This is a genomic window from Streptomyces sp. NPDC107559 (assembly GCF_055657365.1).
The window spans coordinates 201,527-214,293 of record NZ_JBVKBD010000008.1; the positions used below are offsets into that span (position 1 = coordinate 201,527).

Here is a 12,767-nt window from a genome sequence, read left to right on the forward strand (position 1 = left end):
AAGCCCGAGGATTCTGGCCTTCTCTGCCGGATGCTGTGCCGCTACGCGGCGCAGCTGCCAGCGGGGATTCCGTGGCTTCCTGTTTCTTCGCGCTGCGCCGGGACGAGTCCTGGTCTTACCGGCGCTCCGCAGGCTGTTGCCGCCAGTCCGGCGGCCGCCTTGATGTTGAGTGCGGCGTTGTGGTCGCGGTCGTGGAGGGTGCTGCAGGCGGTGCAGGTCCATTCCCGGACGTGCAGGGGTTTGGGTCCGTCCTTGACGCCACAGGCGGAGCAGGTCTGGGAGGTGGGCTCGAACCGGCCGATCCTGACCAGGGTGCGGCCGTACCGTGCTGCCTTGTATTCCAGCATGCTGATGAACGATGCCCAGCCCGCGTCGTGTACGGACTTGGCCAGCCTTGTACGGGCCAGTCCCGCCACCGACAGGTCCTCCACACCGATCCCTTGGTTCTCGGAGATCAGCCTGGTGGAGAGCTGGTGGTGGAACTCACGGCGAGCATCAGCGACCTTCGCGTGGGCGCGGGCGACCTTCAGGCGGCCCTTGGCCCGGTTCCTGGACCCCTTCTCTTTGCGGGACAGCTCCCGCTGGGCCTTCTTCAGTTTCTTCTCCGCGCGCCGCAGGAAGCGTGGGGAGTCGATCTTCGTGCCGTCGGACAGGACCGCGAAATGGGTGAGGCCGAGATCGATGCCGACGGTGCGATCGGTGTCGGGCATCCGTGCCGCGTCGGCGGCAAGGTCGGTGTCGATCACGAAGGACGCGAAGTACCGTCCCGCCGCGTCCTTGATCACGGTGACCGAGGAAGGGGCGCTGGGCAGGGTGCGGGACCACTTCACCCTGACCGCGCCGATCTTCGGGAGGCTCAGCCGTCCGCTGCCGGTGATGGACCAGCGGGCGTTGGCGGTGAACCGGATCGACTGCCGGTTGTCCTTGCGGGACTTGAACCGGGGCGCACCGATTCGGGGGCCCTTGCGGGTGCCTTTGAGCGAGGCGAAGAAGTTGCGGTACGCGGTCTCGGCATCCCGAAGGGACTGCTGGAGCACCACCGAGGAGACCTCACCCAGCCAGGACCGCTCCGCAGTCCGTTTGGCCACGGTGATCAGGCGCGTGGACAGCTGACCGGCCGTCGGGAACGGCAGCCCGGCCTTGCGGGCGTCCTCACGGGCGCGGACCGCGTCGTTGAACACGACGCGGGCGCACCCGAACGCTTTCGCCAGCGCCGTCTGCTGGGCGGTGTCCGGGTACAGGCGGAAGCTGTACCTCAGCTGCATGTCCGTCACCCTACGCACGCGGGACGGGTTGATATGCCGGAGACCGAAACCGGTCGGCACGGTGCTTGCGGGACGCATGTGCTCCTGGTCTCCGCTACCGGGTTTCGGCACGGGGTATTCACCGATGGCCGCGTGAGACGGATGGAGGCGGGCCGGCAGCACCTCGGACAGCAGACCACCGGCCGGCATGAGCACCGCGCGGCTTCGCCGGGACCAGCCCTGCCGACGCTCCGCGCCGCAGCCCGAAGAACTGCGGTGTCCGACTCCGCCGGACCTGAATGCGCGACGCTCGGCGTCGCGACCATCGGATTCGCCTCACCACCGGCCTGAAGGCCGATGCACTGCGAATGAATTCCGGTAGCGGTGACAGCCTAGGCGCTCCGGGCCCCAGCCGACCGGAGCTAGCCGGGCCTGGGCTGCCAGGTCCTCCCTTTGGATGATCGAGTTCGGCGAATGGCAAGGCGGCCGGAAGGCTCGGCTTCGTTCGGCGCCGTCTTCCTCGGGCGCTCGGGCGCTCGGGCGTGCCGAAAGCGAGCCGCGCCCCCACGTTGTCGGCTTGGCAGGGTTCCGGGACTGTGAAACGCTCGTTTTATGGCATATGTGTCCCGCCTCGGGACGTCGATCCCGAACGGTTGAGTCCGGCTGCCTGTCGGAAGTCCCCGGATCCAGGCTCCCGTTCGGGAGTAAGGAACAGCCATGAGGACGACCGAGCACGCTCACGACCGCGATGGCCACGGTGACCCCACCTTGTACCGAACTCCGGCGGATGCCGTCGCCGCGCCCCCGGAGAAGCTCGCCTATGTGGTCGGTTTCGACCCGACCGCACAGCGCGCGGACGCGTTGTTCACCGTCGGCACCGACCCCGAATCCGCCGAATACGGCCGAGTGATCTCCCATACCGAGCTGCCCGGCCTGGGTGACGAGCTGCACCACTTCGGCTGGAACGCCTGCTCGAGCGCGCTGGCCCATGCCGGTCATGATCACGCCGTGCGGCGCTACCTCATCGTCCCGGGAATACGCTCTTCCCGGCTGCACATCCTCGACACAGACCCCGATCCCGTCCGCCCGCGCCTCGTCAAGGTGGTCGAGTCCGAGGAGTTGGCCGCCAAGGCCGAATACTCGCGCCCGCACACACTCCACTGCGGTCCCGACGGGGTGTTCCTGTCCTGCCTGGGCGGCGCGGACGGTGCCGACGGGCCCGGCGGCGTCGCGCTGCTGGACCACGAAAGCTTCGACGTGCTGCGCGCCTGGGAGAGCGACCGCGGACCGCAGCGGCTCGCCTACGACCTGTGGTGGCATCTGCGCCAGAACGTCGCCGTGACCAGCGAATGGGGCACCCCCACGATGTACGAGGACGGTCTCGTCCCCGAACTGCTGCTGGATCGCCAGTACGGCCACTCGCTGCACTTCTGGGAGCTGGACTGCGGTCGGCACCTGCAGCGCGTCGATCTGGGGGACGAGAACCAGATGGTGCTGGAGCTGCGTCCCGCGCACGACCCCGAGGCAACGTGGGGGTTCACGAACACCGTGGTCAACGTCGAGGACCTGTCGGCGTCGGTGTGGCTGTGGAACCGGGAGGGCGAGGACTTCGTGGTCCGCAAGGTGATCACCATCCCCGCCGAGCCCGCGCAGACGGAGGACCTGCCTCCGGCGCTGCAGCCGTTCGGCGCCGTTCCCCCGCTCATCACCGACATCGACCTGTCGGTGGACGACCAGTGGCTGTACGTATCCGCATGGGGAACCGGCGATCTGCATCAGTACGACGTGAGCGACCCGTTCCATCCGAGGCCGACCGCGTCCGTGCGCCTTGGCGGCGTCGTCAGCCGACAGCCGCATCCCGCCGAGCCGGACACTCCGCTGACCGGCGGAACGCAGATGGTCGAGCTCAGCCGTGACGGGCGGCGCGTGTACGTGACGAACTCCTTGTACAGCGCCTGGGACGCGCAGGTGTATCCCGCAGGCATCGACCCGTGGATGGTCAAACTCGACGCCGACACCTCGCACGGCGGGCTCGTTGCCGACAGCCGCTTCTACCCGCACGGCCCGGACTTCCTGGGCCTGCGCGTGCACCAGACGCGCCTGCAAGGCGGCGACGCCTCCTCGGATTCGTACTGTTACCGCAGCTGACCGCCTGGGGACATGACCTCCGTGCTTTACGCAGCGGGCGCGCACACTGACGACACAACCGGGTGGCAGCTGCCCTCCACCGAAACGCTGGCGGCCGTGGCTCTGGTGGCTGTGGCCACTGTGGTGGGCGCCTGGCTGGCGCGGCGCGGATCCGGCCGGTCGGTGCTTCTGCTGGCCGCCGCGTCGGGGATATTGCTGAGCATCGCGGTGCTCGACCTTCTGCCCGACGCGTGGGACGAGGCCCATGAGGCCGGCGTGCCCCTGTGGGCGGTGCCGGTCACCGCGCTCGCCTCGTACGGGGTGATGGGTGCAGTGGTCCGTATCGGCTGCCCGTGCAAGCCAGGTCGCGCGGGCGGCGTCGGCGCGGCATCAGGGCTCGCTCTGCACCGCTTCCTGGAGGGGGCGACCTTGGCGCTGACCGCCTCGGCCGCCGTGGTGGCGGCGCTCCTCGTGCACGCGGCCAGCGAGGGCCTGGCGTTGGCCGCTCTGCTGGGGGCCCAACCGAGGCGGCGTGTGGCACCGTGGATCGGGCTGGCTTGCCTGGGCCTGGTCGCGGGAGCCTTCGTGGCGAGCGCGGTGCCCATTCCGGACGGCATCATGCCGTTGCTGCTCGCCTCCGTCGGCGGCGTACTCGCGCAGGCGGCGTGGGTGGCGCTCACACTCGCCCAGCGGCAGCGGCCCGCGGACCGGCGAATTCTCGGGGTGCCGGCTGCGATGGCGATGACTCTCGCGGCCGTCCTCACCGCGCTCTCCGTCTTTGTCGGGACGGTCAACCGCTGAACGCGACCTGCCACACGAAGGCCATGAAGGTCGCGGGAACCCCCCGTGTCACGTCAGGCGTACTCACCACGACTGCAGAGCCTGTTCGAAACCACCCTCAGCGCCGCTCGGGCCGACCCTGACGAGTACAACCGCCGCTGGGCCCGCGCAGTGGACGGCGCTGGATCCTGAGTTGCGGGACGAGCCGTGTCGAGTGCTCCTCGCGACCCGTGAGTTCCCCGGTGTGGTTCAGTCGCGTTGTCCTTCCTGAGGGTCAGGACTAGCGTGGTGAGTGGGAGAATTCGTCACATACCGTCGGGCCAGGACGCCGGGCAGGGGAAGCCTGCGCCGGGCTCCGCGACGGCCGCCCCTGGCCGAAGTCATCGAACCGGCACGTGGGTGGATCTGACGCATTTCAGCGCCGGAGGGTGCAGGAGGTCGATGTGCTTCCCACGCGACACAAGTCAGCGACCATCAAAGGGCAAAAGGTCTTCTACCGAGAAGCAGGTCCCGGCGATGCGCCGGTCGTGTTGCTGCTCCACGGATTCCCGAGCAGTTCGCACATGTTCCGCCATCTCGTCCCCGCACTGGCCGATGACTATCACGTGATCGCCACCGACCACATCGGATTCGGCCACTCGGCCATGCCCAAGGTGGACGAGTTCGATTACACCTTCGACAACCTGGCAGGGGTCACCGCCGGGCTGCTCGATCATCTGGGCATTCGGCGCTTCGCCATCTACGTGCACGACTACGGAGCGCCGATCGGCTGGCGCCTGGCGCTCGATCCCTCCTTCGACGTCAACGCGATCATCTCGCAGAACGGGAACGCGTACATGGAGGGTTTCACCAAGCCCTTCTGGGACGATCTGTTCGCGTATGCCACCGATCCCAGCCGTGCCACAGAGCCGGGTGCGCGGGCCAAGTTCAGTCCCGGCACGACCCGTTGGCAGTACGAGAACGGCGCGTCCGACACCAGCCTCGTCAGCCCCGACACCTGGATGTTCGACCAGCTCCTGCTGGAACGGCCCGGCAACGACGAGGTCCAGCTCGCCCTGTTCCGTGACTACCCCACGAACATCGAGGGCTACCCGAAGCTGCAGGAGTACTTCCGAGCCAGTCAGGTGCCTCTGCTCGCGGTCTGGGGCGAGCGGGACGAGATCTTCGGGCCGGACGGAGCGCGGGCGTTCTTGCGCGATCTGCCCGAGGCCGAAGTCCACCTGCTGCCCGCCGGCCACTTCGCCCTCGAGACGCACCTGGACGCCATCAGCGGATACATCCACGGATTCCTCGGACGCGTCCTCACCTGAGAGGTGGCCGGATCCGCCCGCGCCGGCTGTTCGTGACGGGCCGCGGCAGTTGAACCTGCGCTTCCCGATGCGGCGGCACGGGAAGCGCGTCCGAGGGAGGCGGCGTGGTGGCCAGACTGGTGGCGGTGAATGTCGGGATGCCGAAAGACGTCCCCTGGCACGGCAGGACCGTGTACACCGGCGTCTACAAGCGGACGGTGGCCGGGCCGCGGATAGTGCGGCGGCTGAACATCGACGGAGACGGCCAGGGAGATCTCGGCGGGCACGGCGGTGAGCAGCGCGCGGTGCTGGTCTACCAGTTGGACTCCTACCGGTTCTGGGAGAAGGAACTGGGGCGCGAGAACCTGACGCCGGGCCAGTTCGGCGAGAACTTCACCGTGGAGGGTCTGCCCGACGACGAGGTCTGCATCGGCGACCGCTACCGCATCGGCGCCGCCCTGTTCGAGGTCACCCAACCCCGGGTCACCTGCTACCGGGTGGGGCTGCGCATGGGCGAGCCCCGGATGGCGGCCCTGCTCGTGGCTCACCACCGCCCCGGCTTTTACCTGCGCGTCATCGAGGAGGGCGAGGTCGAGGCCGGGCAGGAGATCGTCAAGGTGTCCTCCGGCCCGGAAGCCATGACCGTCGAAGAACTCGACGCCGTGCTCTACCTGCCCGGCCACACCCGCGAACAGGTCGAGCGGGCCCTGCGCATTCCCGCGCTCAGCCCGGGATGGCAGGGGTCCATGAAGACGCTCCTGGAGCAGGACGGCGAGCGGACCTCGGGGAGTTCTTCCGGCAGCGCCGGGCTCTCCGCCGCGGCCACCGCTCCACCGCCTGTCTGGCCCGGTTTCCGTCCCCTGACCGTCACCCACATCCAGCCCGAGAGCCACAGCGTCTTCTCCCTGCGTCTGGCCGCCGCCGACGGCACCGCGCTCCCGGCCGCGCTGCCCGGCCAGTTCATCACCGTCAAGGTCCTGCCCGAAGGAGGCGCTCCGCCCCTCATCCGCAGCTACTCGCTGTCCGGCCCGCCGGGTACCGGCACGTACCGGATCAGCGTGAAGGTCGAACCCCACGGCGCCGCCGGCAACGAGCTGCGAGCCCACACCCGGGTCGGCGACCGTCTGGACGCCGCAGCGCCCCGCGGCACCTTCTGCCTGGGCGAAGGAGCCAACCCGGTCGTGCTGCTCTCCGCCGGGGTCGGCGCGACCCCGGTCCTGGCCATGCTGCACACCCTCGCCCGCGACCGCTCCACCCGGCAGGTGTGGTGGCTGCACGGAGCCCGCAACGGCACCGAGCACCCCTTCGCCCAGGAAACCCGCGACCTGATAGCGGCACTGCCCGACGCACGGTCCGCCGTCTACTACAGCAGACCCACCAGCGCCGACCGGCTGGGCGTCGACTACGCCGCAGCCGGGCACGTGTCGGCCGAACTCATCCGCCGGCTGGACCTGCCGACCGACGCGGACGCGTACCTGTGCGGGCCGGCCACCTTCATGGACTCGGTCACCGCCGGCCTCGTTGACCACGGCCTGTCCGCCTCCCGCGTCCACACCGAGACCTTCGGCTCCGGCGCTGCCCTCACACCCGGGATCAAGGGCGCCGCGGCGGCACCGGCGCCGCACCAGCCCCCGGGTCCCGCGGGCACCGGCCCGCAGGTGTCCTTCGCCCGCAGCGGCCTCGACGTCCCCTGGAACGACGCCCAGGAGTCGTTGCTCGAGCTCGCCGAGGCCTGCGACGTACCGGTCCGGTGGTCCTGTCGCACCGGCGTCTGCCACACCTGCGAACTGGCGCTCATGTCGGGGTCGGTCGTCTACTCGCCCGACCCTGTCGAGCCCCCGGGCGAGGGCAACATCCTGATCTGCTGCTCCAGGCCCGCCGGAGAAGTCGTACTGGACCTGTGAGCCACGTCGTTTGATCGGGGGCTATGGCTATGGCTATGGGTGGTGGGTGGTGGCCAGGCTGTAGGTGACGAGGCCGTAGACGAGGTGGGGTACGACGTCCGAGGTCCAGTCGGCGGCTGTCCAGGTGCGGGGGTCGCTGAGGCCGAGGCGGGCGATCGGGATGTCGGCCACAGCCATGAGGACTGCTCCGGTGAGTACTCCTCCCAGCCACAGGGGCATTCGGGTGCCTGTGCGGTGCAGGAGTGATACGGCGACGCCCATGCCGCTTCCCAGGGCGATCCCGGTCAGTGCTGCGAGGCCGGTGAGCCGGTTGTCCTTGGTGGCCGAGTCCCGGAGCGGATGCCCTGCCCGGGTGGTGACGGTGTCCACCAGGTTTTCCGGGACGGTGCTGGAGGGTCTGCCGCGCAACGCCATGTCGGCATAGGACACGGCGTTCAGAGCAGTTGTGCCCGCGGCTCCCGCTGCGCAGCCGCGCATGATGGTTCGGATCATGTTCCAGGCGGTCCCCGCCGCTGTCCTCGCTTCAAACGGGTGCAGGCGGCGGGCCACTCGGATCACGGATGTTGTGGGGCTGTCTGGGCGGTGCTCCGTTGTCCTGCTCTGCGCAGATGCGCCCGGGTGTTGGGTGCCGGAGTCGGTGTCGGAGCCGGAGCTGTCGGTATCAAACGGGCGGTCATCGTTGACAGCTGAGGCGGCCAACGAGGCCTTGCCGGTGCGGCGTTGCGTGACGCACTGATCGTCGGAATGTGGATACGGCGTCATCCGAGGGCGCCCGACCCGTGCCGCGCGCCCGCCGCCTCGGCTGTGAAAATCATTGTCCGATTGTCGGAACACGGTGATAGAGAGTCCATGTGACAACAACACTTGCGTTCCCCGTTCTGCTGCGACTGATCGACGAACGGTCGACTGCCTTCCGCGCCGCGGTCGCCTCCGCGCGCAGTCTCGACGTGCAGGTGCCGACCTGCCCCGAGTGGACGCTGTTCGATCTGGCGCAGCACATCGGCGAGGGGCGCCGCGCCTGGGCCGCCACCGTCGCCGCAGGGCCCGCTCCGGCCAAGTCCGCAGCGGAGGGCGCCCCGGACGCGCCTCGGGAACGCGAGGCCCTGCTGGCCTGGTTGGCGGAGTCCATGGAGCAACTGCTGGACGCATTGCGGGAGGCCGGCCCGGATCGCGGCTGCTGGACGTGGTGGGGTGCGTCCCAGTCGCCGCAGACCTGTGGCGCCGTCGCCCGGCACCAGCTCCAGCAGATCACGGTGCACACCTATGACGCCCAGGTCACTCTGGGTGCCCCGGAGCCGCTGCCGGACGAGGTGGCACTCGACGGCGTCGAGGAGTTCCTGTACACCTGCGTCGCAACGACGAGTGCCTGGCCGCACAAGCCCACTGCCTTCGACTTCCACGCCACCGAGGGCCACTCCTGGCGCCTCACGGTCGACGGCGACGGCGCCCGCTCCACCCGTATCCCCACGCCCGGCACGACGTCTGTCGCCGCTGCCGACGAGGGCCCGAACGCGGCTGGCGTCTCCGTTCGCGGTACGGCCAGTGAACTGGTTCTCTTCGTGTACGACCGTATCCCGGCGGACTCCCTGCAGATCGAGGGAGACGCAGGTTTGTTCGACCTGCTCCGTGCGTGGGAACCGGAGGAGTAGGACGGGTGCTGTAGAGCGGCGAAGTCGGCCTTGTCACGACTGCATGCGGCGTCTGACACCAGCGGCTGACACCAACGAGCACGAACCGCAGCGGTCAGCGCCGGACCCCGCTCCGGCTTCAGGCCGCCGCGCTATCGAGCGAACCGCTCCCTGAGCCCGTGCTCGGCATCGAGGTGGTACCGCTTCGCCCAGGTGAGCTGTGCGCAAGGGGTGGGGGAGCGGGAGGCCGAATCACCGCGGTGAGTGGGTCGTTCTGACGCCCTACCGAGATCCGTGCTGCAGCAGGCACCTGCTCCGCAAACCCGGGTGACGGCCGTTACCCACTTTCGGGTGACCCCGTGGCGGGGCCGGGTTGCTGCGGTCCGGGTCGATAGCGCCATCTGCCCGGTTTGGGAAGGAAGTTGGAGATTCGGGGGCGTCAACCGCGCGCCCTTCTGCGGTGGATGGGTGATGCATCCGACAGTCACGTATATGTGGACAAGTTGTAACACGCGCTGGGCAACCCTCGTGACTTTTTGGGTCCGCTTGCAGGGTGTGGGTGTGCGGCCGAACGGTCGCACACCCACACCACACACCTCGGGTGGCCTGCGGCTTTCCTGCCGTGGCGCCTTCGAGTGTGCGGTACGTCTTCGCGAAGGAGGACCTTGTGTCTGCTTCCCTTTCCGCCACCGCCCGTCGTCTCGGTGCTGTAACAGCCGTGGCGGCCGCCTGTATGGGGGCGGCGGCGCTGCCGGCGTCGGCGGCCGAACACCACCAGTCGGGGCGGGGTGACCGTGCGCGGTTGGAGATTTCGGACGTGCAGGCCGACGCGCCGGGCCGTGACGACCGTTCCAACCGTTCGCTGAACAGGGAGTGGGTGGAGATCACCAACACCAGCCGCCGGGCGGTCGACCTGGACGGCTACATGCTGTCGGACGAGGACGGCCACACCTACACCTTCGGCGACTTCTGGCTCGGCGGGCGGGACACGGTCCGTGTCCACACCGGCGTCGGCCGCGACACCGACACCGACGTCTACCAGGACCGGCGCAACTACATCTGGGACAACGACGAGGACACCGCGACCCTGTACAACGACCGGGGCCGCTACGTCGACGACGAGTCCTGGGGCCACAACCACCGTCACGGCGGGTGGTACGGCCACCACCGCGACGGCAGCTGGTACGACCACCGCGGCGACCACCGCCGCTGATAGGGCCCGGTTTCCCCTTTCCCGGCGCCCCCTTCAGGTGGTGCGCTCCTTCCCGGTGAGGAGCGCACCACCGCTTTCTTGTCCCGGCACGCCCGACGGCGCCGGGTGATCCGCAGACTGCGCCGGCTGAAGGCGCGGCTCCGAGGGGATGCGCAGGTCTGCGAGGACGGCAGCGTGATCGGACGGCCGTACGCCGTCCGCAGTGACGCGATCCGCGCCCGCGAGGACGCCCGCAGGGCCGGGCTGCCGTTCCCGACCGCCGGACAACCGTCCCGGAAGCTGATTACCGAGGCGAAGCGAAGAAGGAACGGTCCTGACTGGGCTGGGTTCCGCCGTGGTGCTCGAGCAGTCGGGGTCAGGAGGCTTCCGGAAGGAGTTGCTCCGCCCAGATCACCTTGCCGTCGCGGGTGTAGCGGGTTCCCCAGTTCTCGGCCGTCTGGGCGACGAGGAACAGGCCGCGGCCGCCCTCGTCGTAGGTCCTGGCGCGGCGCAGGTGGGGTGACGTGCCGGAAGCGTCGGCGACTTCGCAGGTCAGCGTGGACTGGAGGATCAGCCGCAGGCTGATGGGTGCTCGTCCGTAGCGGATCGCGTTCGTGACGAGCTCGCTGACCATGAGCTCGGTGCCGAAGGCCAGATCGTCGAGGCTCCAGGCGGCCAGCTGGGCGGTTGCGTGTGCCCGCGCCCGGGAGACCACCGAGGGATCGGACGGCAGCTCCAGGGTGCTGACGTGGTCGGCGCCCAGCGCATGTGTACGGGCCAGGAGAAGGGCCACGTCGTCTGCGGGCCGGGACGGAAGCAGGTTGTCCAGAAGCCGGTCGCAGGTGTCTTCCAGCGAAGAGCCCGCCCGGGCGAGTACGTCGCGCAGTGTGGCCAGTCCGCGGTCCAGATCACGGCCGGGACTCGCGATGAGGCCGTCCGTGAACAGGGCGAGAAGACTGCCTTCGGGCAGTTCGAACTGCGCGGTCTCGTAGGGAAGTCCCCCCAGCCCCAGGGGCGGGCCGATCGGCGCGTCCGCGAAATGCACCGGCCGCGGGTCGCTGGGGCGGCTGTCGGGCGTCGCCGGCACCACGGCCGGCAGCGCATGTCCGGCACTGGCCAGCGAGCAGTTCCGCGTCACAGGGTCGTAGACCGCGTAGAGACAGGTGGCGCTGATCCCTTCGAGGTCCTGACCCTCCTCGTGCTGCATCCGGATGACGACGTCGTCGAGGTGTGTGAGGAGTTCGTCGGGCATGAGATCGATGTCCGCGAGCGTCCGCACGGCCGTGCGCAGGCGCCCCATCGTGGCCGAGGCGTACAGACCACGGCCGACGACGTCTCCGATGACCAGGGCCATCCGGGCCCCGGAGAGAGGGATCACGTCGTACCAGTCGCCTCCCACGCCGGCTCGTGCGCCGGAGGGCCGGTAGCGGACTGCCGTCTCGACGGCTCCGTGCCGGGGCACGCTGTTCGGGAGCAGGCTGCGCTGGAGTGTCAGGGCGGTGGCGCGTTCCTGGGTGTACATACGGGCGTTGTCGATGTACACGGCTGCCCTGGAGGCGATCTCCTGGGCCAGGAACAGATCGTCGTCGTCGAACGGTGCGGCGTCACGGTGACGGAAGAACTGGGCGATGCCCAGGGGGCTGCCCCGGGCCCACAGCGGGATCAGCAGCATCGAGTGGACGCCGAAGTTGTCGGAGTACGGCCTGTGGGCCTCGGAGTCGGCGAGCCACGCCGGGGCTTCGGCGGAGGTGATGCGATGGCGCAGCGGGCGGCCGGTGGCCAAGGCGTCGGCGGGACCGGATCCCTTCATGAGGCTGTGCGTGCTGCCGGGCGGCAGCAGCGTCTCCGGGCAGCTCTCGAGCACGGAGCGCTGGGCGATGCGCCGCAGCACCAGGGCGTCCTGCGGCGGGGCCGGGCCTTCTTGGCTCAGCACGGCGTCGACGAGATCGACGGTGACGCAGTCGGCCAGATGTTCGGTCCCCACTTCGGCCAGTTCCCGAGCGGTGAGGGCGATGTCCAGGCTGGTGCCGATCCGTCGGCTGGCCTCGTTGACCACCATCAGCCGCCGCTGCAGCCGGTGGTCACGCGCGTGCTGGAATGCCGCCACCGCCCGTTGGGAGGTGAGGTCGATGTAGTCGAAGGACCCCTCCACCAGGGCCATGGTCACCGTGTCCCGCAGCTCTGGATCGGTGATGAGGCGTGCCGCCTCTTCCCGCACCATGCCGAGGGCGGTGCGGTGCGCGATCCGGTAGGCGCGCAGGAGGCCGGTTATCTGTCCTCCGTGCTCGGCGAGGCGCGTGGCGAAATCGATGGCGGCCTTCGGAGCCCGGATACCGGATATGTCGAATCCACGTTCGAGGTTGATAAGTACGGTGTCGACATGCTGCTGGGCGGCGAGCCTGGCCAGGTTCGTGAGGTCGTCGTGAGCCCATACCGAGGGAACCTCTTCGCGCATGCTCGTGACCAGGGCGTCGACCAGTTCGTCCATACGCGGCCGGAGCCGGACGGCGATCTCGCGCAGCAAGGAGTCGACGTCGGTCCTCATGACTTGAATGTAATGGATGCCCGCCTTTCGCTCCGTTCGGCCGAAGCGTGCACGACGG

At 69.2% G+C, this 12,767-nt stretch carries 9 protein-coding genes; 6 read left to right on the top strand and 3 right to left on the bottom strand.

Annotated features, from left to right (window positions below; genetic code table 11):
- Window positions 1-41: 41 nt before the first annotated feature.
- Window positions 42-1,265, bottom strand: a complete 1,224-nt coding sequence (locus ACZ7OY_RS24290) for an RNA-guided endonuclease InsQ/TnpB family protein (RefSeq protein WP_471913298.1) — start codon at window positions 1,263-1,265, stop codon at window positions 42-44.
- A gap of 696 nt (window positions 1,266-1,961) precedes the next feature.
- On the opposite strand from ACZ7OY_RS24290, the gene ACZ7OY_RS24295 reads away from it, so the two are divergent.
- From ACZ7OY_RS24295 to ACZ7OY_RS24310, 4 genes are all read left to right on the top strand, one after another.
- Window positions 1,962-3,392, top strand: a complete 1,431-nt coding sequence (locus tag ACZ7OY_RS24295; protein WP_471913299.1) for a selenium-binding protein SBP56-related protein — start codon at window positions 1,962-1,964, stop codon at window positions 3,390-3,392.
- A 12-nt stretch (window positions 3,393-3,404) separates the two neighbouring features.
- Window positions 3,405-4,172, top strand: coding sequence for a ZIP family metal transporter (locus ACZ7OY_RS24300; protein WP_471913300.1), 768 nt, complete (start codon window positions 3,405-3,407; stop codon window positions 4,170-4,172).
- Between the two features lie 422 nt (window positions 4,173-4,594).
- Window positions 4,595-5,461, top strand: coding sequence for an alpha/beta fold hydrolase (locus tag ACZ7OY_RS24305; RefSeq protein WP_471913301.1), 867 nt, complete (start codon window positions 4,595-4,597; stop codon window positions 5,459-5,461).
- A 104-nt stretch (window positions 5,462-5,565) separates the two neighbouring features.
- Complete coding sequence (locus tag ACZ7OY_RS24310; RefSeq protein WP_471913302.1) at window positions 5,566-7,344, top strand: MOSC domain-containing protein; 1,779 nt, start codon at window positions 5,566-5,568, stop codon at window positions 7,342-7,344.
- A 33-nt stretch (window positions 7,345-7,377) separates the two neighbouring features.
- Here ACZ7OY_RS24310 and ACZ7OY_RS24315 read toward each other — a convergent pair whose 3' ends face one another.
- Window positions 7,378-7,836, bottom strand: coding sequence for a hypothetical protein (locus tag ACZ7OY_RS24315; protein ID WP_471913303.1), 459 nt, complete (start codon window positions 7,834-7,836; stop codon window positions 7,378-7,380).
- 359 nt (window positions 7,837-8,195) lie between these two features.
- On the opposite strand from ACZ7OY_RS24315, the gene ACZ7OY_RS24320 reads away from it, so the two are divergent.
- A complete protein-coding gene (locus ACZ7OY_RS24320; protein ID WP_471913304.1) occupies window positions 8,196-8,993 on the top strand; it encodes a maleylpyruvate isomerase family mycothiol-dependent enzyme in 798 nt (265 codons plus the stop codon).
- A gap of 781 nt (window positions 8,994-9,774) precedes the next feature.
- Window positions 9,775-10,185: a lamin tail domain-containing protein gene (locus ACZ7OY_RS24325; RefSeq protein ID WP_471913305.1), complete on the top strand. Its 411-nt coding sequence runs from the start codon at window positions 9,775-9,777 to the stop codon at window positions 10,183-10,185.
- A 355-nt stretch (window positions 10,186-10,540) separates the two neighbouring features.
- Here ACZ7OY_RS24325 and ACZ7OY_RS24330 read toward each other — a convergent pair whose 3' ends face one another.
- Window positions 10,541-12,709 (bottom strand): ATP-binding SpoIIE family protein phosphatase, encoded by a 2,169-nt coding sequence (locus tag ACZ7OY_RS24330; RefSeq protein WP_471913306.1) that lies wholly within the window; start codon window positions 12,707-12,709, stop codon window positions 10,541-10,543.
- Between the last annotated feature and the right edge of the window lie 58 nt (window positions 12,710-12,767).